The following is a 23,430-nucleotide window of genomic DNA, read 5'->3' as shown; positions in this document are numbered from 1 at the left end:
GCGTCGAAAGCAGGGTGCGACCCCACTCATGCGGTGAGTCGCACCCCGGTTCGGCTCTAACCCGACGGGCGGTCAGTAGTCCCAGAACGCTGGCACCCAGCGAAAGTGGTCGCCGTCGACCGCCACCCGGCCGATCGACGGGAACGGCATGTGAGTGGCGACGAGGAGCTCTCCGTTCGCTGCCAGCTCCCGCAGAAGACGGACCCGGACGCGGGCCGCCTCTTCGGGATCATGCTCGAAGCCGTTGTACCAGTCGGGGTGGTCGAATCCGACGGTGAACACGGCATCGCCGGCGAATGTCAGCCGATCGTCGCCGGATGCCAGGCGGACCACGCTGTGCCCGGGGGTGTGGCCGCCGGTGCGCGTGACCACTACGCCCGGCGCCACCTCGTGCTCATCCTCGAAGGTGCGCAGCTGGTTGTGATATTCTTTCGCGAACCGCTTGGCGGTCGCCCGAAGCGCGTCCGGGAATCCCGGCGGCATCGAGACGTGGGAGAAATCGGGCGCCTCCCAGAACTTGACCTCGGCAGCCGCCACGTGGATGCGCAGGTCCGGGCGCAGCCGCTCCCTCACCTCGTCGACGAGCAGCCCGCCAATGTGGTCCATGTGCATGTGCGTCAGCACCACGTCGGTCACGGACGCAAGATCGATACCGGCGGCTTCCAGTCGCTTGCTCAACTGGCCGGCGCGCGGCAAGTGCAAGTCCGGGTCGGATCCCAGTCCTGCGTCGACGAGGATGGTCTGGTCGCCGCTGCGCACCACCACCACGTTCAGCGCCCAGTCGAACGCATCCGGCGGCAGGAACATGTCCTTCAGCCACGCGGCGCGGACGGCCGGGTCGGCGTTGTGGGCCAGCATCGCGCCTGGCAGCATAAGTACGCCGTCGCTGATCACCATCACGTCGATCTCGCCGATCTTCAACGCGTAGCGCGATGGAACCAACTCCTGGGGCCCCGGCCCGCCGGGGCGTGTGGTGTTATGCAGGTTCATGTTCGTCTCCTCAGTGTTACGGATCGTCTGGTTCATCTTGAAAGCTCCTTTGCTCTGTCTTGACGCGGTTCTGTAGGAGACCGCGCCACTGCCGTGAGCAGTGCGGTCAATGCTGATGAGGTGTTCGGAAGATTGGGGGCGACCTGATCCGACAAGCGGTCAGTAGTCCCACCAGGTCGGTACCCAGCGAAACAGGTCGCCTGCGGCCGCTACCCGGCCGATCGACGGGAACGGCATGTGCGTGGCGACCAGCCACGCGCCCGTCTCCGCCAGCTCGCGCATGAGCCGGATCCGGACGCGCGTCGCCTCCTCGGGATCGTGCTCGAAGCCGTTGTGCCATTCGGGGTGATCAAACGAGACCGGGAATATGGCATCGCCGGCGAACATCAGCCGGTCGCCGCCGGACGCCAGGCGGACCACGCTGTGACCGGGCGTGTGACCGCCGGTGCGACTGACGAGCACGCCCGACGCCACCTCGTGCTGCTCCTCGAAAATGCACAGCTGGTTGCGGTATTCGTCCATGAATTGCTTGGACGCGCGCCGAGCCAGGTCAGCGAGCGCGGGAGGCATGGCGGTGCGGGAGAAATCGGGCGCTGCCCAGAACTTGACCTCGGCCGCGGCCACGTGAATCCGCAGGTCCGGACGCAGCCGCTCCTTCACCCCGTCGACGAGCAGCCCGCCGACATGGTCGAAATGCATGTGGGTCAGCACCACGTCGGTCACCGATCCAAGATCGATGCCGGCAGCATCGAGTCTTGAGCCCAGCTGCCCGGCGCGCGGAAAGTCCGGGTACTCCACACCGAGCCCGCTATCGATGAGGATGGTCAGGTCGCCGCTGCGCACCACGACCTCGTTCAGCGCCCAGTCGAACGCGTCCCGCGACAGGAACATGTCGTCCAGCCAGGTCCCCCGGGCAGCCGGGTCGGCGTTGGTGGCCATCGACTCCGCTGGCGGTGTCAGCACGCCATCGCTGACGACAAGCACGTCGATCTCGCCGACGCGCAGCGCGTAGCGTGACGGAACCAGCTCGTCGGACCGGGGTTTGTCGAAGTGTGCGGCGTCGTGCAGGTTCATGTTCGTCTCCTTCTGAAAGTGAGAGATCATCTGATTCATCTTTGAAGACTCCTCTGTTTGGATGCTTGGGCTGCGGATTCTTGAAGGCTGCCGCGAGGCCGCGCCCGCAGGGCGCGCGGCCATCGTCAGGTGGGCGTCTAGAGATCAGTCACGCGTTCCGGATCGGCTGACGCGAGCGCGGCGGCGCGTTCGGCGCGCGGCGGGTAGATCCAGACCGTGTTGATCTCCCGCTTCGTCTTCTTGGCGACGTCGCCGACCATCTCGACGTTGCGCTCCCAGCCGCGCGTGAACAGCGCGCCGGCTTCGCCGAGGTCGAGACAGGTGACGTAGGTCTTCTGGTGGTAAGGCCTGGTTGCGAGGCCGAGCAGCTCGGCCGCGGCATTGTTGCCGGCGAAGGCGCCCATCCGCGTGGCGTGCTGGCACGACATCAACGCGTAATTGCCCTCGTCGTCGCAGGCGGCACGCGCCGCATCGCCGGCCGCGAAGACGCCCTGAACGCCCGTCACCTGCAGGCAGCGGTCGACAAGCAATCGGCCGAAACTGTCGCGCTCGGCGGGAATCTGCGCCGTCAGCGGCGCGGCGCGAATCCCCGCCGCCCAGATCACGGTCTCGGTTTCGATGTGCTCGCCACTCGACAGCGTGACGCTGGATTCATCGAGCGAGGCGACACCGGCGCCGATCCGTGTCTCCACGCCGACCTTGCGCAGGGCTTCCTCGATGACCGGCCGGGGGCCCGCGCCCATGTCGGGCGCGATCGCATCGTTGCGCTCGACGATGATGACGCGAGTCTTTGCGCTGGTGCCCAGGATTTCGCGAAGCCGCGCCGGCATTTCGGTGGCCGCCTCGATGCCGGTGAAACCGCCGCCGGCGACGACGACCGTGTCGCGCCCGGTCGTGGCCGGTCGCATGGCGAGACCATGCAGGTGCTTGTCGAGCGTGATCGCATCGTCCAGCGAGTCGACACTGAAGCCGTGCTCGGCAAGACCCGGAATGTTCGGACGAAACAGCCGGCTGCCGGTGGTCACGACGAGGCGGTCGTAAGAGAGCGACTTCTTCGTGCCGTTCGCGTTGGCGATCTTCACCAATTTGGATTTGGTGTCGACCGTTTCGGCGCTGCCTTGCACATAGCTGACGTCGATGGCCTCGAGCATGTCAAACAGGGGCGCCGTCAAGGTCTCCGGCTTCCGTTCATAGAGCCGCGGGCGAACCACGAGCGTCGGCTCCGGGGCCACTAGCGCGATCTCGAGTTGGCCTGGCGAGACGCCCCGGATCTCACGCAGGCGGGCGGCGGACAGGGCGGCGTACATGCCGGCAAAGCCGGCGCCGATGATGACGAGTCGCATGTGTCTACTCCTTGATGTCTGCGTTTCGAAAATTTGTGCGGGAGCAGCTGCTGCACCGCTCCAGGGCAGTATCCGGTGACGGCACGAAGAGGTGAGGTGAATCGCCGGTGTTAAGGCGCAACGCAGCGCGATAGCGGCGAACCCGATGGCCAATCTTGGCGTGACCAACCTTGGCGCAACCAACTTTGGCGAAAGACGACCGGCAGAGTCGCCCCCGGGCCCCAGTCCTGGTAGGGAAGGCCGGAGCCATCCCGGGTCATGATGAACACCAGCGGGTAGACCGGATGCATGGCGTGCGCCGGAATCTCTACCTCCTCGCCCGTTGCCGACGTGAAGCGAACGGCCAGCGAGAGTCCGTACAAGGTTGCGGTCGCGAGGCTTCGGCGGCGCGAGCCGATCAACCGCCGGCTGATGAAGTTTTTCCAGGTCATCTTCGGTCTCCGTCGATTGGTCTGGGCATGGTGATGATCTAGCGGATCGGATTTGCCGCTGCGCCAGAGCGATTGCCGTGGTTGCAGCGCGATTGCTGCCAACGCTTAGGCCTGGGCCGACCGCTCGGGCTTTCGCCGCTCGGCTTGCTGTACGCGGCCGCGAACGCCGTCTGCGGGGAATAGCCAAGCGCAGCTGTGATCGAGACGATCGAAACGTCGGGGTCGCGCAGCATCTTCACGGCTTGCTCGAGCCGGTGCTGGCGCAGCTACGCATGCGGCAAACGCCCGGTGCTTTCCTTGAGTGTGCGACAGAAATGGTAGCGCGACGGGCCGGATCGGCGAGGCTCGTTAGCGCGCGTGCCGCCTGCGCCAGTCGCTCGGCGTCTCACCGGTCAGCTTCCTGAAGGCTGCTGCGAACGCCGTCTGCGACGAATAGCCCAGCGCCGCGGCGATCGAGACGACCGTTTCGTCGCCGTCGCGCAGCATGTTCATGGCCTGCTCGAGCCGGTGTTGGCGTAGCCAGGAGTGCGGGGAAAGCCCGGTGCTTTCCTTGAAGGCGCGGCAGAAGTGAAAGCGCGATAGTCCGGCATCGGAGGCCAGCGCATCGAGCGAGACGTCCGCATCGCTGTCCGAGCGCAACCGTTCGATCGCACGGAGCAGGATCTTCGGCGATAGCCCGCCCATGGTCGGCTGCAGCGGGGTCGGAGAACCCGTGTGCGCAACCAGCAGGCGCGTGGCGAGAAGATCTGTCAGCTGATGCCGGAACAGCGCATCCAGGGCTTCATTGCCTCCCAGCGTATCCGCCGCACTCAGGAGCAGCCGGGACGTAATGGGGTCGGGATGCGCCGTCCGCTCCAGTAGATCGTCCGCTCCCGTGATCTCGGCTTCGCGAGCAACGCGCTTCAACGTCGCATCGGGAAGATACAGTTGAACCACATCGACAGGCTTCGGAATGTCCCATCGGGAGCTTGATCCTTCTGGAATGATGATCACGACCCCGCGACGAAACGTGCCGATCGCAACCGATTTTCCCGTCCGCCGCTCCATGCGTTGCATCACGCCGTTGTAGGCCATGATCACGTGGTGGCTCATGGGTTCGACGACGTCGTGCAACGGATCATGTTTCCAATGGGCGATCCCGGCACCGGAGGACTCCAATGCCATGCGAAGTGGTTCGGTCCCGAGCACGCGCGCCATCTCCGCATCGGCGCGTCGCTCGGAACTCGAGCGATCGTCCGGCTGTGAGCCCGGCGCGGGTGGCAAGCCCTTGGGCGAGGGATTGCGCATGAGTGCAGTGCTCCCGGTCATTGCGTGGTCCTCCTGATCAGCTCGAGCTTTCGATCAGTGTCCGTACTTGTACGAGTCGGCGGGTGTTCTATGCACTGCGAAGGATCAGCGTATTTCCTGAAGCGGTGACGCTTTGTCCGATCCTGCTCCAAGCCGGCGCGCGCTTTCACAAATGCACGATGAGCCGGTGTTGCGCCTGCCGGAGCACTGAACAAAGATCGCGCGAGATTTGTCCAAGCCTGTTGAAATTGCTCGTGAAAAACAGTCTGAGGCAAGAGGCGCGGCGGGCCGTCACACGGCTATCGCTCCGACGCGCTGGTCTGGACCGTCGCTTGGCGATGTCGGATAATCGGGCGTGATTTGGCGATGGCGCCGCGCTCCCAAGTCTCCTCTCACACGAGATCCAAGCCCGAGATATCCGTCCATGGCACAGGCAGCTGCCTTCGCGCAGAAAGTCGAACGGTTTCTGCATCTGAAAGATGCGCCGCCAACGCTGGTCACGCGTTCGCTGCGTAGCGCCGAGCTCGCCGTCACCGAAACCCGGGATGACCATCCCATGCCGCGTCTTTCCGATTCGATGCCCTCGGAGGATGCCTATCTCGTTGGCCTGAAATTTCGCGATTTCGCCGATTGCGAGTGCTGGGAGCGCGGCCGCTGCGTGATCAAGAGCGATATCCAGGCCGGCGCCACATATCTGTACGACCTGAAACGCGATCCGCGCTACGTGATCGACAAGCCCTTCCATTCCCTGTTGTTCTATCTGCCTCGTTCGGCTTTGGACGACATGGCGAGGCAAGGCGGCGCGCCACGGATCGGCGAACTCGCCTATCAGCCCGGCGTTGGCCATGACGATACGACGATCCGCCATCTCGGCGCGTCGTTCCTGGCGGCGTTGCGCCAGCCTGATGAGGCCAACCAGCTCTTCATCGACCACATGATGCTCGCGCTCACCGCACATGTTGCGGCGACCTACGGCGGATTGCGGAGCGCCGCCGAGCCGGCGCGCGGTGGCCTTGCTCCATGGCAGGTCAAGCGGGCTTGCGAACGGTTGGAATCCGATCTCCGCGGAAAGCTTTCACTGGGCAAGGTCGCAGCCGAGTTCGATCTTTCCGTCAGTCATTTTTCGCGTGCATTTCGCGTCTCCACCGGCCTGCCGCCGCACCAATGGCTGCTGCGCCAGCGCGTGGACACGGCCAAGCAATTGATGACGGTGCGCGACCTGTCGCTGGCGGAGATTGCGATCTCGGCGGGGTTCGCCAATCAAAGCCACTTCACCCGGGTATTTTCCTCGATCGTCGGCGTCAGCCCGGGAGTATGGCGCCGCGAGGCGCAGGGCGTGCCGGAAAGTGAAACGTGATCGGGCGCCCAAGAGCCTCTCCAAGAACCTGTCCAAGAGCCTGTCCAAGAGCCTGACCGCCCGCTGTTCGGCTCAACGGCGCCCTGCCTGAGAGATGGCATAGGCGGCGCTGCGCGCTGCAAACATCTCGTCCGGCGGATGGTCGATGCCTTCGGCGAGATAGGCCGGATTGAACGCGGACCCGTCGCACGCCTCGTCGGATTCCGTGCCCGTTATCACGATCGTTCCGAGGCGTACCGCTTCGCGCGCATCCTCGTCGGGCCAACGGCTGGTCACGTCCATCACGGGGTCGCCGGGCCGGTCCAGCAGCGCCATCACGCTGAACCTGACATCGCGTGCCCCGATCCGGGCTTCGAGCTCGCCGCGCTGAAAGCCGGTGGGCTCGGCTGTGGCCGCGTCGGCGGGCGGCCTGCCTTCTTCGCCGACCGGCGCGACCTTGAATTTGATGAATCGCGTCTCGCCCTTTGCGTTCGTCGCTGGAAAGGCGTGCACGCCCCAATAGGTCGTGCACGCAAGGCTCGCGGGCGGCGGATGCACGGCAATATAGCTCGCCTGACGCAGCGTTTCGGGATTGGCGGCGGAGAATGCCTCGACCTGCGCCGTATCAGGCTTGCCGTCCGGTCCCGGCATGCGCGCCTGGAGGAACGCCAGCATCTGGTCGAGCGTTCTGGCGAAATGAACCGGGGCGCTCTGGGTGAAGATCTCGGAGCGCTGATCCCCGCTGCCGAGCCGGAAGCTGAAGCCGCGCAGCGAGCTTCTGCCAATGTCCACGGCGTTCGGGGCGCAGCCATCGGCCGCGAACCGCGCTAGCACCCGGGATGGCTTGGTGAAGCTGCGGGATTTGGTGATCTCCTTGGCCTGATACGATGGGGCGTAGGTGCCGCGAACGCATTGGCCCCAGGAAAAGCTCGCGCGCGCCCCTGGCGGAAGCCCGCCAGCCGCCTTCAGGGCATCGACAAGGGACGTCGGCGTTGCAGCGCCGCTGGGGAACTGAGGCAGGACGAAACCCCGGGTTCGAACGATGGCGCTCGTTTGTGGCCCAGGGCGGATCGAGCTTCTTTCCCAAAGCGGGCGTGCCTTGCCCGATCCTGCGACAAATCTCGTGACCGGCTTGCTTCGAGCCCGCCGCGTCTATGAAGACGCCCCCTCATCCGACGCCAGCCCCGTCCTCCGCCGCAAATCCGTGATCGCCCGCAGAAAGCTGTCCGCGGGCGTCGTCTCGGGATCGATCAGCCGGTGCAGACGGAAGCCGTCTTCCAGCGCCAGCACGATGGAGGCCATCCAGGGCGGGTTCAGCTTGTCGCCTCTGCCGTTGCTCTTCAACGTCGCCTCGACGATGTCGGCAACAAGTTTGCGCCGCGCGCGCAGGCGTTTGGCGAGTTCGGGGCGGCGCTTCTCGGCGCGTGCGACGAACAGGATCATCTCCATGTGTAAGAGCGGTGCGCGGCCGAGCGGGTCCTGCCGGCTGCGGTCCATCGCCTTCAACGCCGCGATGAAGTCGTCGAGATTGTCGTGCTGCGCGAGGATGTCGAGGTTACGCCGGATCGACTGCTCGACATGGTCCTCGAGCATCGCGATGATCAGTTCGTCCTTGCTCTTGAAGTTCGAATAGAACGCGCCGCGGGTGAAGCCCGCCGCCGCTGCGATCGCCTCGATGCTGGCGCCGCCGATGCCGTCCTGCTCGAACACGCGCGCGGCGGCCTCGAACAATTTGTCGCGCGTGTCGTCCCTGGTCGGCCTGGTTCTCACCCTTGACATCGGACGAGGTTAGGGCAGAATGCAACTCGATACAACAATGTATCGAGTTGATAAATCTTGGGGATGGTTACGCCGGGCAGTCGGGCTGCGATCGGCGTATTCGTGTCATCGGCAACCGATCTGAGGTCACCATGAACGAGCACGTGCAAGGCGCCGGCGGCGGACCGCTGTTCAACCCGCTCTCGCCGGACTTCATCCGCGACCCCTATCCGCACTATGACCGGCTGCGCACGATCGATCCGGTCCACGTGACGCCGTTCGGCCAGTTCGTCACCAGTCGCCACGCCGACGTCAGCCTCGTGATGCGCGACAAGCGCTTCGGCAAGGATTTCGTCGAGCGCTCGACGCGCCGCTATGGCGAGAAGATCATGGACGAGCCGGTGTTCCGCAGCATGAGCCATTGGATGCTGCAAGCCGATCCGCCCGACCATACCCGCCTGCGCGGCCTCGTCGTGAAGGCGTTCACCGCGCGCCGGGTCGAGGACATGCGGCCGCGCATCCAGGCGATCGTCGACCAGGCCATCGATGCCGTGATTGATCGCGGCCACATGGACCTGATCGAGGATTTCGCTTTCCGCCTGCCGGTGACCATCATCTGCGAGATGCTCGGGATCCCCGAGGACCATCGCGAGGTCTTCTACAAGAGCTCGCGCGACGGCGGGCGGCTGCTCGACCCCGTGCCCCTCACTCCGGAGGAGATCAAGAAGGGCAACGAGGGCAACCTGATGGCGCAGATGTATTTCCAGCAGCTGTTCGAGCTGCGCCGCCGCAACCCAGGGGACGATCTCACCACCCAGCTGGTGCAGGCCGAGGAGGACGGCAACAAGCTCACCAACGAGGAACTGACCGCCAACATCATCCTCTTGTTCGGCGCCGGCCACGAGACCACGGTGAACCTGATCGGCAACGGCCTTTTGGCGCTCCACCGCAATCCGGACCAGCTTGCGCTGCTCAAGGCCCGCCCCGAGCTGATGGAAGGCGCGATCGAGGAGTTTTTGCGCTACGATTCCTCGGTACAGATGACCGGCCGGGTCGCGCTGGAGGAGATCGAGGATCTCGGCGGCAAGAGGATCCCCAAGGGCGAGAGCGTGCTGTGCCTGCTCGGCTCGGCCAACCGCGATCCCGCGGTCTATCCCGACAGGCCCGACCGGCTGGATGTCACCCGCCAGAATGTGAAGCCGCTGTCGTTCGGCGGCGGCATCCATTTCTGCCTGGGTGCCCAATTGGCGCGCATCGAGGCCGAGATCGCCATTGCCACGCTGCTGCGGCGGCTGCCTGATCTGCGCATCGACGACATCGAAAACCCGGAATGGCGGCCGACCTTCGTGCTGCGCGGCCTGAAGCGGCTGCCGGCGAGCTGGTAGGCGGCTCCGGCGTTAACCTCCGCGCGCAACAGTCGCTGTGACTTCGCCACACTTCCCCCTATATAAGGGGCTGTTCCGGCACGCCTGAAGTCCACGAAGGCCAGGGTTTGGTCCGGGTGCCGGTTTGGCCGAGGGGAGACCCGTGCAGACGACGCTGCTCGGATTGGCGATTGCCTTCATCATTGCGCTGCTGGCCGCGTTGATCGGGCCTTCCTATGTCGACTGGAACCAGTTCAGGCCCCAGTTCGAGGCAGAGGCTGGCAAGATCATCGGCGTGCCGGTGCGAGTCGCGGGCGAGCTCGACGCGCGGCTGCTGCCGGCGCCGACGCTGCGGCTGCGCCAGGTCACCTTCGGCGGCAACAACGATCTCGGCCGCCTGCGCGCCGACAAGCTCGACGTCGAGTTCAGCCTCAGCTCCCTGATGCGCGGCGAATGGCGCGCCACCGAGCTTTCAGTGGGCGGCATGGCGGTCGATCTCGGCTTGGATGCGAGGGGACGAGTCGACTTGCCCTCCACCGCGAGCGGCACCTTCAATCTGGCCTCGCTCGCCATCGAGCGGCTGAATCTCACCGGCCGTATTGCGCTCCACGATGCCGCCAGCCGCTCGACGCTGGAGCTGAACGACATCGCCTTCTCCGGCGACGTCCGCTCGCTCGCGGGCTCGGTGCGCGGCGACGGCGGCTTCACCGCCAATGGGGTGCGTTATCCCTTTCGCGTCTCCTCCGGCCCGAGCGCCGACGGCAGCGCCACCCGTCTTCACCTCAACATCGATCCTGGCGAGCGCGCCATCCTCGCCGACCTCGAAGGCGTGCTCGCCTTCGACAATCGCCTGCCGAAATTCGACGGTGCGCTGACGCTGGCCGTGCCGGCGGTCAAGAAGGCGGGCGAGGCAGGTCCGACGCCGTGGAAGCTCACGACCAAGCTGAGGGCGGACCCGGCCGGCGCGAAGTTCGAGCAGATCGACGCGAGCTTCGGCGCTGAAGACAATGCGCTGAAGCTCGGCGGCGTCGGCGATGTCAGGTTCGGCGCCTCGCCGCTGCTGCGCGCGGTGCTGTCGGCGCGCCAGGTCGATGCCGACAGGCTCGCGGGCAAGGATGATTCCGAGACGCTCCGCATCCTGCCGGCGCTGCGCGCGGGGCTGGCTGCCATTCCGCAGGCGCCGATCCCGGCGCAGATCGAATTCAACTCCGACCAGATCATGCTCGGCGGCCGCCCGCTGCAGAACATCACGGCAGAGCTGCAGACCGATGGACGGTCCTGGACCTTCCAGCGGCTCGAGCTGCGTGCGCCCGGCATGACGCAGCTCTCGCTCAACGGCGCAACCCCGGGCGCCGACAGTTTCAGCGGCCGTCTCAGCGTCGAATCCTCCGATCCCGACGCGCTGGTGGCCTGGCTGCAGGGCCGCAGCGAGATCACCCGCCGCAGCACGCGGCCGCTGCGCCTCGCCGGCGACGTGACCATCGCCGCCAACCATCTCGCCATCGACAGGCTGAAGGCCGACATCGAAGGCGGCGCGGTCGAGGGCCGCATCGCCTTCGTGCAGACAGGTGCGAGCAAGGGTTCGCGGATCGACGCCGAGCTGAAGGCCGACCGGCTCGACCTCGATGCCGCCGCAAGCTTCGTGCGCGCGCTCGCGGGGCCGCAGGGCGAGTGGCCGGAAGAGGCCAAACTCTCGCTCGATATCGGCCGCGCGATCTCCGCCGGCCAGGAGCTGCGGCCGTTCGCGGCCAAGCTTGGTTACGGCCCCGCATCGCTGTCGCTGGAGCAACTGCGCTTCGGCCAGGCCAGCGGCGTGACCACCGAGGCGAGCGGCAGCTTCGACCGCACCAAGGCCACCGGCAAGCTCGCGCTGAAATCCTCGGCCAATTCGCTGCGCGAGCTCACCGCTCTGATCGAGCCGTTTGCGCCCGCGGTGCGGGCCCGCTTCGATGCCATGCCGTCGTTGCCAGGCGCGACCCGCCTCAAGCTCGATCTCAGCCTCGACAGGAATGCCGAGCATGCCGATCGCAGCAACGCCCGCGCCGTGCTCGATCTCGACGCGCCGCAGCTCAAGGCGACCGCGACGCTGGCCGCGCAAATGCCAGCGGCGGCCGTCAATGGCATCGATATCGACAAATTGCGCAACAGTGACTTCACCTTGGACACGAAACTGTCGACCCCGCAGGCCGGCGCGCTGCTGGCGCTGCTCGGGCTCGATCGCGTGGTGGCCGCAGGCGAGGGCGCTTCGCAACTCGAAGGCAAGCTGACCGGTGCATGGCGGCGACCGTTGCAATTGAACGCAAAGCTCAACGGCGGCGGGCTGGATGCCGATGCGCAAGGCAGCGTCGAATTGTCGGGGCCGAAAGCCAGCGTGAACCTGCGCGTGCGCAACGCCAATCTGGCGCCGCTGTTCGGGACCAGCCCGGCCGACAAATCGATGCAGGTCGTCAGCCTGTCCTCCCGCGTGGGGCTATCGGGCAACCGCCTGACTTTCGACGATCTCGACGGCAATGCGGCCGGCTCGCATTTGCGCGGTCATCTGGCGGTGATGCTGGATCCGGAGAAGAGCGTCGACGGTGAAGTCGGCCTCGATACGCTCGATCTCGCGCCGGCGCTCGCGGTGGCGATCGGCGCCGCTGGGCATGAGTCCGGCGAGCCGCTGAGCGCGGGGTTGTTGAGCGGTTGGCGCGGCCGCATCGCCTTCCAGGCGCTGCGCGGGATGTTGCCCGGCGGCATCGAGCTGCGCCCGTTCGGCGGCACGATCCGGAGCGACGGCCAGTCGCTCGCGCTCGACGCGCTGAAAGGCGGCCTCGGTGGCGGCGAGATGTCGGCGAGCTTTGACGCACGCAACGGCGCCAACGGCCTGACCTTGAACTCGCGCATCGAGCTGAACAATGTCGATGCGGCGGCGCTGCGCTATCGCGCTCTCGCGCTGCCGAAGGGGCGCGCCTCGGTGCAGATGGCGCTGACGAGCCAGGGCCGCAGCGTCGCGGCGCTCACCGGCGCGCTCGCCGGCAACGGTACGGTGACGCTGGACTCCGCGGAAATCGGCGGCCTCAATCCGCGCGCCTTCGAGATCGCCATCCGCGCCAGCGACGGCGGGCAGGTCGCCGACGACAATCGCCTGCGCCAACTCGTCGAACCCGCGCTCGCCGCCGCACCGATCGCGGTTGCCTCGGCGCAGATCCCGTTCACGATCCGCGACGGACGCTTGCGCGTCGGCGCGACGCCGCTGGAAGCGAAGAACGCCCGCGCCATCGTCTCCGGCGGCTACGACATTCCCGCCGACCAGGCCGACATCCGCGCCAGCCTGACGCCGATCATGACCGGGCTCTCCGGCGCCCCGCCGGAGATCCAGCTGTTCGCGGCGGGTCCTCCCGACAGGCTCAATCGCACCATCGACCTCGCGCCGCTGTCGTCGTGGCTGGCGGTGCGCACCATCGACCGCGAGACGCGCCGGCTCGACGCCATCGAGCGTGGCGAACCGCCGCCGGCGACCGCGGCGCTGCCGATGCTGGTGTCTCCTGATGCCGCTCCGGAGCAGGCGCCGGTCAATGTGCCGCTGCCCGGCCAGGATCCGCGCCGCGCGCCGCCGAAGCCGAAAGCCGCGCCGACGCCGAAGGCCCCACAAGCCGCGCCCGCAGCGCCAAGCCCGCCGCTTGCCAGTCAACAGCTTGCGCCGCTGCCGCCCGCCATCGACGTGAAACCGGCTCCGGGTCCTTCACCCGCCAGGCCAAAGCCGAAGCCGCCGCTGGTCCTGACGCCGCAGAATCCGTAGGGCTGATTGGTTTGCTCGGACCGAGCCGCAGGCTGGCTGACCTCTCCTGCTTGCGGGAGAGGTCGGCGCGAAGCGCCGGGTAGGGCTTTCTCTTCCAGGGGGTGTCCCGTTGCGGAGACACCCTCTCCCCAGCCCTCTCCCGCGAGCGGGCGAGGGAGCGCACCGTCTTCCTTCTCTCGCGGTAAACCCATTCCCTCGCATTTGAATGAATCTTGCCCGGCAAAACTGATCTGCCGACTTTACTGGATTCTCGCGTTTGTTCCCTAGTCTCGGTTTCCAGAGGAATTCGGCGTCGCGCCACGAGCGGCGGGACGGCTGGCCTAGAGAACTGCCAAGAACTGGGGTTATCGAAATGAACGGGGCGAAGACGCTTCTACAGGATCTGGACGACGCGATCGCGCGCGGCAGCGACGAAAGCCGGGCGAAGGCGTTGTGGCATGCGACCGACATCCTGATCACCGGCCGCTACAGCGACGACGAAATCAGCACGTTCGGGGAGGTGATCGGCCGGCTTGCCGACGAGATCGAGGTGGCCGCGCGGGTGCAGCTTTCGGAGTTGATGTCGGGGTGCGATCAAGCTCCGCTCAACGTCATCGAAAAGCTGGCGTTCGACGACGAGATCGCGGTCGCCGGTCCCGTGCTGCGCGACTCCAATCGTCTCGACGAGAAGATGCTGGTCGAGAGCGCCATGACCAAGGGCCAGTCGCATCTGCTTGCGATCGCCCAGCGCAAATCGATCGGCGAGGCCGTCACCGACGTGCTGGTCAAGCGCGGCGATCAGGAGGTCGTGACGTCGGTTGCCAGGAACGAGGGCGCGCGCTTCTCCGGTTCGGGCCTGTTGCACATGGTCCGCCGCGCCGAGGGCGATTCGATCCTTGCCGAGCAGCTCGGTCTGCGCAAGGACGTGCCGCGCCACATCTTCCAGCAGTTGATCTCGAAGGCGTCGGAAGACGTCCGACGCCGGCTCGAGACCGAGCGGCCCGAAATGATGGCGCAGATCCAGAGCTCGGTGACCGAGGTCACCGGCGATCTTCAGTCCAAGTTCGGCCCGTCCTCGCGCAGCTATTTCGTCGCCAAGCGCGTGGTGACGACGCAATATCGCCAGGGCAATCTCAACCAGGATTCGATTTCGAATTATGCGCGCCAGCACCGCTTCGACGAGGTACAGATCGGCCTGTCGCTGCTGTCTGCGCTGCCGGTCGACGTGATCGAGCGCGCGATGATGGACCGCAACCGCGAGATGATCCTGGTGCTGTGCAAGGCGCTCGACTTCTCCTGGGACACGACCATGTCGCTGCTGTTCCTCGGCGCCAAGGATCATCTGATCACGGCGCGCGAGCTCCACGACAACGAGCGCGATTTCGGCCGGCTCAAGATCGAGACCTCGCGCAGCGTCTTGAAGTTCTACCAGTCGCGAAAGACCGCCACCGATTCCGCCTCAGGCGGCCGTCAGCCCGAGCTTCAGGTCCACTGAACAGGTGCACTGAGCATCGTCCCGGAATTCAAAGGGGAGTATTTGCAATGTTGCCTCAATTCGGCACCGCGGTTCGCAAGACCAAGAGCCTCACCGCCGAGACCAGCGGGTCGGCTCCGGAGCGGGCCACGGTCGATGCCGCCTGGCTCGTGCTGGAAGCCGCCAACGACCTCGGCGACCACGCCGCGATCGAAGCCTGCCGCCGCGTCATCGACGCCGAGCTGAACGGCACCGTCGCCGGCAGTTCGGATACCGATCTCGTGCTGGGCTATTTCAGATAGGAACTCGTGGGTGGCGGGGCGCTCCTGCGCCGTGCTCACCACCGATCTGCATTCCTTGCGACTCGCAGGCCAAGCGCGGCGGACCGGTCGCATGGCCGCTTCAGGCGGCGAACCTCCTCATTGCAGCAACGACCTGTCTCTCGTCGTAGGGCTTGGCGAAGAACATGCCGCGTGCCGGCAGATCGACATGGGACACGTCGAAATGACCTGACGTCAGAATGATATTGATCGGAGGCCACCGGTCGCGGATCAGAGCCGCGAGCTTCATGCCATCGACGCCGCGAGGCATCTGGATGTCGGAGAAGACGATGGTGATGTCGAGATGCGCCTCCAACATCTGAACGGCTTCCGTGGCATCGGCGGCTTCCAGCGCCTCAAAACCTGCTTCTTCGACCATGTCGACGGCGTTCATTCGCAGGATCGGCTCGTCTTCGACGATCAGGACAAGAGGCCGGGGCCTCGAATTGGTGCATGTCATGCGTTGGCTTCCTGTCTCATGGTTGTTGCACCTGAGACAGAGGGGCTGAGAAATCAGCTTCGAACCCAGTGGGCAGGTAACGAAGCTCGACGCCTCCCGTTCCGATGAGGCCCATACTGATGAGCCGCGATCCGAAGCCTTTGCGCGTCGGCGGGATCGCGGCGGGCCCGCCAATTTCGCGCCAGCTCAGGGTCAATTGATCGTCCAGGACGGTCCAGGAAACGGCGACGCGCCCCGCAGGCTCGGAAAGTGCTCCATACTTGATGGCGTTGGTCGACAGCTCATGAAGCAGCAGAGACATCGATAGGGTCGCCCGCGCGCCCAGATTGACGGCGGGCCCGTCCAGGTCGAAACGCTCGATGCCCTCCATGGTGCCGAGGACGCTTTTTACGACGTCGAAGATCTTGGCTTCGGACCAACGTTGCTGCATCAGCGTCATATGGGCCGTCGAGAGGGCCTGAAGTCTTGCGTTGAATGCCTCGACCGGCGCCTGGTCCGGGATCGATCGCAGGGTTTGCCGCGCGATCGCCATGACCATGGCCAGTGTATTCTTCATCCGATGACTGAGTTCGAGATTGAGGACGGCTTGAAGTGCTTCCGCTTCCAGGCGTGCGACGCTTGCCGCGATGCGATCGCCGGCGTTGCGAAGGAATGTGAGATCCTCGGTACCCCAGTCTCGCGGCTCGGCGCCGTGGGCGAAGAACAGTACGGTCGAGCCATCGTGGTCCCGCCTCGGTATGATAGCCAGCGACCTGACGCCAAGACGAAGCAGCCAATCTCGCCGCGGCCCCGGCAGGGAACTCGCGAGCACGTCCCCGATGATGATCGGCTGGTTGCCGGTGAGGACCGCGGTCAGATCGCCATAGTTAGATACGCGATGTCGCCCGGCGAGGCTGTCGTAACCTTCGGCGCACCAGTCGTTCTCGATGGTGACGTATTCGCCCGCGGGATCGACACGGCAGAATCCGACCCGTATGGCACCGAGCGTCCGGCCGACGATCTCGGCCGCGGCGCCTGTGATCTCGGGGATGGTGGCGCGTGACCGCAGCCGATCGCCGAGGCTCAGAAGCGCATTGCGCCGCAATTCGCTCCGGCGCCGCTCGGTGATATCATTGAACAGGATCGCGACAAGATGTGCATCCACATCTCCTACCCTGAAGGCGTGGACGTCGTACCAGCGATCATTCAGTGCCTTGGCGGGGTTCTCGAAACGAACTGCTTCTCCGGTAATCGCGACCTGCCCGTAGAGATCGAACCAATGCTGCTCGTGGTTCGGCGCAAGCTCGCGCATCCATTTGCCTTCGGCATCGATCAGGCCCGTCTGTCTTACGAAAGCCGGATTGATCTCGATGAACCGGTAGTCGGTGGCGGCGCCCGATGTATCGAACGCGACCTCGACGATGCAGAACCCGGCATCGAGAGAGTTGAACAACGAGCGATACCTGTCGTCAGCCAGGCGGCGCGCGGTTTCGGCATTGTGCCGTTGCCGCATTTCGGCCTCGAGTTGTGTTCCGTGGGCATGCTGCAGGCCGATGACGCGGCGCATTTCAAGTTGGGTCATCACCAGGCGTGCGAGCACCTCCAACGTCAATCGTTGGTGATCCGTAATCCCTTGCGGGCGCGGTTCCCGGTCGAGCACGCAAAGCGTGCCGAGAGGCAGGCCTTGCTCGGTCTTGAGCAGGGCGCCCGCATAGAAGCGAAGGCCATTCGTGGCGGTCACGAGGGGATTGCGGATAAATCGCTCGTCGAGCCGGGTGTCCGGAATCACCATGGTATCGTTTTGCAGGATCGCATGCGCACAGATCGACACATCGAGCGGAAGTTCCCGTGCGCCGATGCCAACCTCTGCCTTGAACCATTGCCGGCCGCTGGCGATCAGGTTCACCACCGCGATCGGCGCGCCGAAAGTATCTGCGGCCAACCGGACGATATCGTCGAACTCGCTTTCCCTCGGGGTATCGAGAATTCCATAGCGATCGAGCGCAGCGAGCCGATCCCGCTCGTCCCAATCTGCCTGCCCCGACTGGGATCGGGCTGGACTCACGTTCATACTATCGTTCCTGACACTGGAGGCCTCAAACAGCGCCCTCGCGGGGAGTTCCATTGGAACGAATGGGCTGCGCAATCCTGTATGCCATATTGCAGCCCTGTTGGCTGCCATGTTGATATTAACATGAATGATATCTGCAGTGAGGGCGACCGCTGAAAACTGGGCGCCTTTTGCGATCTTCACCGTCTGATGCGGTGGATCACCAGGTCCTCGCCGTGTCGCGTGGTGCTCTTCTCGAGGGTGTAGTTCGCCTTCTCCAGCACGCGGCGGGATGCGCCGTTAGCGAGATAGACGAGGCCGATGAGGGACGGCACTTCGTGGTGCGACAGCCCAATGTCCGTCAGCGCGATTGCGATCTCGCTCGCGAATCCCTGGCTCCAGAACTCTCGCCTGAAGGCATAGGCAACCTCGATCTCGTCGATGCCGTCCACGAGGATATGCCGGATGCCGGCCCGTCCGGCGAAGGCGCCGTCTTTCGTTCGCAGCACCCACAGCCCAAAACCATGCTGATCCCAATGCGCCATGTTGGTCGCGAGATAGGTCGTCGTGACCTCTGGAGTGCGCACGCCGCCGAGATAGCGGGACACCTCTGAATCGAGATGTAGCGCGACGAGATCGGCGAGGTGGCTGTCGTTCAGCCTCTCGGCCGTCAGTCTCTTCGTGGTGAAGTGATCCATGGACGGGGCGGTCGTTTTTGGTCGGCTGACGATGCCATCGTGCCAGCGCTTTGTCCAAGGATCAACGAGCGCGCGGTCGTGCGCTCGATGCTCCTCATGCTTTCTAACACAACCTAACGAGCAAGTTCCGCAGCGTTCTGTAAATGTCAGAGGATGAAAGCGGCCGCTATTTCAAAAGCACACGATCATCGACGGAGACTGCATGACGTCCAAAACGCCAATCGAATTGTTGCCGCGGGCTGCAAATCTTTCGCGCCGCGGCTTCGTGGGAGGCCTCTCAGCGGGTATTCTTGGTGTGGCTGCGACCGAGGCGGCCGGCGCCGAGACACTGGCCGACGTTCCTGATCGCGCGCCAGGCGGCGATCTCGGCGCGCACAGCGAGCGATCCCGCTTCGTCAAGATCGACCGTATTCCCGAGGCCACACCGGGCAAGCGCAACGTCGACCCCGGCGATGCCATCAACTCCAAGACGCCGCACCAGAAGCTGGTCGGCAATATCACGCCGACCGATCTGCATTACGAGCGCAGCCATTCCGGCGTGCCCGACATCGATCCCGCGCAGCACCGGCTGCTCGTTCATGGCATGGTGCAGAAGCCGCTGGTCTTCAGCCTCGAAGACCTGAAGCGGATGCCCTCGGTCACACGTATCGTGTTCATCGAATGCACCGGCAACGGATGGGAGAACTGGAAAAAGGCGGATCCCGACCTCACGGTGCAGAACACGCATGGACTGGTCAGCACCAACGAATGGACCGGGGTGCCGCTCAAATTCCTGATCGACCTAGTGAGCAAGGACAAGGGCTCGAACTGGATGCTGGCGGAAGGCGGCGACGGAGCGGGCGTCGATCGCAGCATTCCGCTCACCGACGAAATCTTGAATGAGGCCTTCGTCGCCTATGGACAGAACGGCGAGCCGCTGCGACCCGCGCACGGCTTTCCGATGCGGCTGGTGATGCCGGGCTTCGAGGGCAACCTCAATATCAAGTGGCTGCGCCGCCTCAAATTCGGCAACGCGCCGTGGATGACGCGTTGGGAGACGGCGCGCTACACGCAACTGCTCGCGAACGGCAAGGCACGGCAATTCCAGCTGAGGATGGAGACCAATTCGGTCATCACGCAGCCGTCCGGCACGATGCAGATACAGCCGGGCTATAACCGCATCTCGGGCCTTGCCTGGAGCGGCCATGGGAAGATCGCCAAGGTCGAGATCTCGACCGACGGCGCCCGGACGTGGAAGCAGGCGCAATTGGCTCAGCCGGTATTGTCCAAGGCGCAGGTGCGTTTCCAGATGGATTGGGACTGGGACGGCAAGCCGACCAGGATTGTCAGCCGCTCGACCGACGAGCAAGGCAACACCCAGCCGGACCGGCAGACCTTCATCGCAGCGATGGGGACCAATGCCCTGTTCCACTACAACGCCCAGCAGACCTGGAGCATCGATGACGCCGGGAGGGTTCGCAATGTCCTCGCATGACAAGCTGTTTCTCGCAGGCATCCTCACATTCGGCCTGCTCGCCGCACCTGCGTTGGCGCGCGACTTCGGCCGTCCGGCAACGCCTGCCGAGATCAAGCTGTGGGACATCGACGTCGGCCCGGACGGCAAGGGCCTGCCCGACGGCAGCGGCACGGCAGTGCAGGGCAAGCAGATCTTCACTGACAATTGCGCGGCCTGTCATGGCGACAACGGCCAAGGCGGCATCAAGGATCGTCTTGCCGGAGGGCAGGGCACACTCGCATCCAACATGCCCGTCAAGACCGTCGGCAGCTTCTGGCCCTATGCGACGACTTTGTTCGACTACATCCATCGCGCGATGCCCTATCCGACCCCGGGCTCGCTCAGCACCGATGAGACCTATGCCGTAACCGCCTACATCCTGAGCCTCAACGGCATCGTTCCAGCCGACGGCAAGGTGGACAAGGAAAGTCTGCCGAAAATCAGGATGCCCAATCGCGACGGCTTCGTTCCACAACCGGGATTCGATCCCGCCAAGCTGTTCCGCAGGAAGTGAGCGGGCGATGAAGCTTTCGATATTGATCAGGATCCTCGTTCTGATCGCAGCGACATGTTCATGGGAGGCACAGGCAATGGCCGCAGACGGACTCATCACCATCAAGAGCAGTTTCGGGCCCGAAGACACGATGAAACGGTTGGAGGCGGAAGTGAAGGCCAAGGGCCTCACCGTGTTCGCCCATGTCGATCATGCGGCCGGTGCCGCCGCGGTCGGCCTGCCGCTGCGGCCGACCGATCTCATCATCTTCGGCAACGCCAAGGGCGGCACGCCCTTGATGCAGCAGGCGCAAACCGTCGGCATCGACCTGCCGCTAAAGGCGCTGGTCTGGCAGGACGAGCAAGGCGTGACCTGGCTGTCTTACAACGACCCCGCCTATCTCGCCGGGCGTCATGGCGTCGGCGAGCCGGCGAAGTCTGCCGTCACGGCGATGACGGGCGCTCTGCATGCGATCACGGCCAAGGCCACCGCACCGTAAGCGTGAGCGGCGGATGCGTGAGGAGGGCTTCATGAACAGCACTGACGAACAACCGGCATCATCCTTGTCGCAAGGTAGCAACCTCGCCAGATGGCTGGTCATCGCGGTGTTGTGTGCGATGCTCGTCGCCGCGTCCGTCCTCGGCTATCTCGGCTGGACCAGCACCGACACCAGCGTTCCTGCGTCGGGCTATGCCGCGCTGGTGCTGGGTGTTGTGTTCTCGCTGGTGGTCGGGGTCGGCCTGATGGCGCTGGTGTTCTACAGCAGCCGCAAGGGCTACGACGAACCCGCGGTGCTGATACAGGAGCCGGAGCACGATCCGGAAAACGGAAGCGACCAGGCGCGCTAGCAGGCCATGCGGTCAGCCAACGGAGATCGACCAGCCATCATGCTTCTGTTTTGCCAGCCGGGCCGGCCGCTTGTCGGTCCGAACTATGGGTATTTGCGTGTCAGCTGTTCGCAAAATATGCTCAAGCAGCAGCCTTGATTTATGTCAAGCACACGGACGACAGTCGCACCACAACGCCACTGTAAGGGCTGGTGCCATCCTGGTGTGCGTAATGAATTCGACTTGGTACGTCACCTTTGAAGTCCGACAACGCGGCCTGCTCTTGAAACAGCGGAGCCCGCGTGAGACGAAGACGTTCGCGACAGAGGCCGAGGCCAAGCTGTTCGCGCGCGCAAAGCTCGATGAGGGCCTCGCTGTCTTCGCTGGCACGATCAATCCTCGCCTTCCCCGGCGGGTCATTCCAGCATCCTGCATTGCCGATTGGCTTGCCGAGGGACAGGACGGCACCGGATTGCCTGGAACCCCGGATGGCGATTAAGCACGTTACCGTGCGCAGCGATCACCCTTGAGTGTTGCCATTCTGTTACGGGCCGAAAGCCCCCTCGCGCCTAAACTTCAGGATGTTCGCGGAACTTGTGCACGCCAGCCTGCATAAGCGCTCATCTGACGGACGATATACAAGCAAGAGGGGATGAGACGATGAAGAGGTTTTCAATAGCTGCAATCGGCTTCGCGGCGCTGAGCATGACGGCTCCGGCCATGGCGGCCGACATGGCCGTCAAAGCGATGCCGCCGCCGGCGCCGGTCGCGGCGGTCTACAACTGGAGCGGCTTCTACATTGGCGCCAACGGCGGCTGGGGGCAGAGCCATGGCTGCGTCGATTTCGTAACGCCCGCAGGAACAGTCGCAGGCGGTTGCGCTGATCGCTCCGGAGGCCTCGTGGGCGGGCAGATCGGCTATCGCTGGCAGACCAATCAGTTTGTGCTCGGCCTGGAAGCGCAGGGCGATTGGGCTGAAATCAAGAATACGCGCGTCAGCCTGATCGATCCATTGATCTCGACCACAGGCAAGATCGACGGCATCGGGCTGTTCACGGCCCAACTCGGTTGGGCTTGGAACGCCTCGCTGTTCTACGTGAAGGGCGGCGCTGCCGTGACGCGCAATCGCTTCGATGTATTCAACAACGTCACCGGGGTCGGCCTGGCGTCGGCAGGCCACACGCGCTGGGGCGGTGCTCTGGGTGTCGGCTGGGAATACGGCTTCACGCCGAACTGGTCGTTCGGCATCGAGTATGACCATCTCTGGATGGGTCGTGACAATTTCGGCTACGCAGGCGTAGTCACGCCCGGAGGGTTCACCCTCACCGGCAGCGGGGTCAGCCAGGATGTGGACCTGGTCACGCTTCGGTTGAACTACCGCTTCGGCGGATACGGGGCGCCGGTCGCGGCTCGCTATTGACCTTAATTCTTCCCGGTGAACTCAGGCCCCGGCATCGACCGGGGCCTTTTTCATCGGCGAATGAACGCGAGGATGTCCGGCGCGTTCAACGTCAGGTCTGCCGGTCGAACTCGACGAGTTGCCTTCTGTCCATGATGACGACATGGCGCTGATTGTTGTCGATGAAGCAGACGCGTCGGGACGTGCGTCGCTGCGTCCGCTGGCAGGAAGGCGTCTGCGCATCGTATCAATAGATGCCATGAGACCCGGCGTCCGGCTCGTCGCCCGGACGCCGCCAACGCCGAACGTGATCCAATGCGGTGCGAGCGCGTCCTTTGCGATCACCAGTACCGGTACCCAAACCAGCCGAACTTTGGTTGCCGGGCCGCCAGAACCATCCGCGGTGCCCCGTGCCGTTTCGACTGCATTGCGACGTGTTGCGTCTTTCGCGGCCGTTTGCGCTCGACGGCTTCGTGCGGCGGCAAATCTGAGCGTGCCATCGCAAGTGCATTGGCGACGGCGGGCGTCTCTGCCTGAACGACCGGCGCCATTTGAGAGACGAGAGGTGCAGGTTCGGTGATCACAGGCGCAGATGTGACCGCCACGATCACCGGCAGGGTCGTGTCGAGGACCACGCGCTCAGGCCATTTTCGATCCGAGTGAATTCGTATGGTCGCCTGGTCCACTGCCGTCCTCCCGGTGACGGCCGCCTTGGGCAGACAAAAGTCCGCAACGAAGAGAAGCGCGATCAACGCTGCGCCGACCTTCCAGAAATACGCCAACACTGGCATTTCGCTCGCTCCGCGTTCCTCCCCCACATATTCGATGATGAAATTGCGCCGGTGTTTTGCCCGATGGTGAAGCCGGCACGCCAGGTCATGCCAGAAGCTGCGCAC

At 64.7% G+C, this 23,430-nt stretch carries 22 protein-coding genes; 10 read left to right on the top strand and 12 right to left on the bottom strand.

Annotated elements, in window-relative coordinates; genetic code table 11:
* Positions 1-72: 72 nt before the first annotated feature.
* From CIT39_RS26455 to CIT39_RS26430, 6 genes are all read right to left on the bottom strand, one after another.
* A complete protein-coding gene (locus CIT39_RS26455) occupies positions 73-1,026 on the bottom strand; it encodes an MBL fold metallo-hydrolase (RefSeq protein ID WP_094977389.1) in 954 nt (317 codons plus the stop codon).
* Positions 1,027-1,149: 123 nt separating this feature from the next.
* A complete protein-coding gene (locus CIT39_RS26450) occupies positions 1,150-2,103 on the bottom strand; it encodes an MBL fold metallo-hydrolase (RefSeq protein WP_094977390.1) in 954 nt (317 codons plus the stop codon).
* Positions 2,104-2,201: 98 nt separating this feature from the next.
* Positions 2,202-3,407: an NAD(P)/FAD-dependent oxidoreductase gene (locus CIT39_RS26445; protein ID WP_094977391.1), complete on the bottom strand. Its 1,206-nt coding sequence runs from the start codon at positions 3,405-3,407 to the stop codon at positions 2,202-2,204.
* Between the two features lie 110 nt (positions 3,408-3,517).
* Positions 3,518-3,838, bottom strand: a complete 321-nt coding sequence (locus CIT39_RS26440) for a hypothetical protein (RefSeq protein WP_244607459.1) — start codon at positions 3,836-3,838, stop codon at positions 3,518-3,520.
* Positions 3,839-3,876: 38 nt separating this feature from the next.
* Positions 3,877-4,071, bottom strand: a complete 195-nt coding sequence (locus tag CIT39_RS33240) for a helix-turn-helix transcriptional regulator (RefSeq protein ID WP_414645256.1) — start codon at positions 4,069-4,071, stop codon at positions 3,877-3,879.
* 115 nt (positions 4,072-4,186) lie between these two features.
* Complete coding sequence (locus tag CIT39_RS26430) at positions 4,187-5,146, bottom strand: helix-turn-helix domain-containing protein (RefSeq protein WP_181955119.1); 960 nt, start codon at positions 5,144-5,146, stop codon at positions 4,187-4,189.
* Positions 5,147-5,549: 403 nt separating this feature from the next.
* Here CIT39_RS26430 and CIT39_RS26425 point away from each other — a divergent pair, with 403 nt between their 5' ends.
* Positions 5,550-6,482: a helix-turn-helix transcriptional regulator gene (locus CIT39_RS26425; protein WP_094977392.1), complete on the top strand. Its 933-nt coding sequence runs from the start codon at positions 5,550-5,552 to the stop codon at positions 6,480-6,482.
* Between the two features lie 72 nt (positions 6,483-6,554).
* Here CIT39_RS26425 and CIT39_RS26420 read toward each other — a convergent pair whose 3' ends face one another.
* Entirely contained in the window at positions 6,555-7,481 is a 927-nt protein-coding gene (locus CIT39_RS26420) for a catalase (protein ID WP_094977393.1), read from the bottom strand.
* A gap of 132 nt (positions 7,482-7,613) precedes the next feature.
* Positions 7,614-8,240, bottom strand: a complete 627-nt coding sequence (locus tag CIT39_RS26415; RefSeq protein WP_094977394.1) for a TetR/AcrR family transcriptional regulator — start codon at positions 8,238-8,240, stop codon at positions 7,614-7,616.
* 131 nt (positions 8,241-8,371) lie between these two features.
* Between CIT39_RS26415 and CIT39_RS26410 the strand changes: the two genes are divergently transcribed.
* The 4 genes from CIT39_RS26410 (at position 8,372) to CIT39_RS26395 (ending at position 15,116) form a co-directional block, all read left to right on the top strand.
* Positions 8,372-9,604: a cytochrome P450 gene (locus tag CIT39_RS26410; protein ID WP_094977395.1), complete on the top strand. Its 1,233-nt coding sequence runs from the start codon at positions 8,372-8,374 to the stop codon at positions 9,602-9,604.
* A 142-nt stretch (positions 9,605-9,746) separates the two neighbouring features.
* Positions 9,747-13,361 carry an AsmA family protein gene (locus tag CIT39_RS26405; protein WP_094977396.1) on the top strand — a complete coding sequence of 1,205 codons (3,615 nt, stop codon included), beginning with the start codon at positions 9,747-9,749 and terminating at the stop codon, positions 13,359-13,361.
* Between the two features lie 352 nt (positions 13,362-13,713).
* Complete coding sequence (locus CIT39_RS26400; protein WP_094977397.1) at positions 13,714-14,835, top strand: DUF2336 domain-containing protein; 1,122 nt, start codon at positions 13,714-13,716, stop codon at positions 14,833-14,835.
* 47 nt (positions 14,836-14,882) lie between these two features.
* The gene (locus CIT39_RS26395) at positions 14,883-15,116 is read left to right on the top strand and encodes a hypothetical protein (RefSeq protein WP_094977398.1); all 234 of its coding nucleotides are present in this window, start codon (positions 14,883-14,885) and stop codon (positions 15,114-15,116) included.
* A gap of 100 nt (positions 15,117-15,216) precedes the next feature.
* Here the strand turns inward: CIT39_RS26395 and CIT39_RS26390 are convergent, their stop codons facing one another.
* The 3 genes from CIT39_RS26390 to CIT39_RS26380 form a co-directional block, all read right to left on the bottom strand.
* Positions 15,217-15,594, bottom strand: a complete 378-nt coding sequence (locus tag CIT39_RS26390) for a response regulator (RefSeq protein WP_094977399.1) — start codon at positions 15,592-15,594, stop codon at positions 15,217-15,219.
* A 16-nt stretch (positions 15,595-15,610) separates the two neighbouring features.
* Entirely contained in the window at positions 15,611-17,644 is a 2,034-nt protein-coding gene (locus tag CIT39_RS26385; protein ID WP_094977400.1) for a GAF domain-containing protein, read from the bottom strand.
* Between the two features lie 179 nt (positions 17,645-17,823).
* Positions 17,824-18,321, bottom strand: a complete 498-nt coding sequence (locus CIT39_RS26380) for a GNAT family N-acetyltransferase (protein ID WP_094977401.1) — start codon at positions 18,319-18,321, stop codon at positions 17,824-17,826.
* 202 nt (positions 18,322-18,523) lie between these two features.
* Here CIT39_RS26380 and soxC point away from each other — a divergent pair, with 202 nt between their 5' ends.
* The 5 genes from soxC to CIT39_RS26350 all read left to right on the top strand — a co-directional run bounded on the left by soxC (position 18,524) and on the right by CIT39_RS26350 (position 22,555).
* Positions 18,524-19,795 carry a sulfite dehydrogenase gene (gene soxC, locus CIT39_RS26375; RefSeq protein ID WP_094977402.1) on the top strand — a complete coding sequence of 424 codons (1,272 nt, stop codon included), beginning with the start codon at positions 18,524-18,526 and terminating at the stop codon, positions 19,793-19,795.
* Positions 19,782-20,330 carry a c-type cytochrome gene (locus CIT39_RS26370; protein WP_094977403.1) on the top strand — a complete coding sequence of 183 codons (549 nt, stop codon included), beginning with the start codon at positions 19,782-19,784 and terminating at the stop codon, positions 20,328-20,330. The genes soxC and CIT39_RS26370 overlap by 14 nt, the downstream gene beginning before the upstream one ends.
* A 76-nt stretch (positions 20,331-20,406) precedes the next feature.
* Positions 20,407-20,808, top strand: coding sequence for a DUF302 domain-containing protein (locus CIT39_RS26365; protein WP_414645228.1), 402 nt, complete (start codon positions 20,407-20,409; stop codon positions 20,806-20,808).
* Between the two features lie 31 nt (positions 20,809-20,839).
* On the top strand, positions 20,840-21,157 hold the full coding sequence (locus tag CIT39_RS26360; protein ID WP_094977405.1) for a hypothetical protein: 318 nt from the start codon (positions 20,840-20,842) through the stop codon (positions 21,155-21,157).
* A 639-nt stretch (positions 21,158-21,796) separates the two neighbouring features.
* Entirely contained in the window at positions 21,797-22,555 is a 759-nt protein-coding gene (locus CIT39_RS26350) for an outer membrane protein (protein WP_094977407.1), read from the top strand.
* A gap of 320 nt (positions 22,556-22,875) precedes the next feature.
* Here CIT39_RS26350 and CIT39_RS26345 read toward each other — a convergent pair whose 3' ends face one another.
* On the bottom strand, positions 22,876-23,430 hold the full coding sequence (locus CIT39_RS26345; protein WP_148667343.1) for a hypothetical protein: 555 nt from the start codon (positions 23,428-23,430) through the stop codon (positions 22,876-22,878).

It is taken from the genome of Bradyrhizobium symbiodeficiens, assembly GCF_002266465.3.
GTDB classification, from domain to species: domain Bacteria; phylum Pseudomonadota; class Alphaproteobacteria; order Rhizobiales; family Xanthobacteraceae; genus Bradyrhizobium; species Bradyrhizobium symbiodeficiens.
This window is presented reverse-complemented; position numbering and strand designations above follow the sequence as displayed.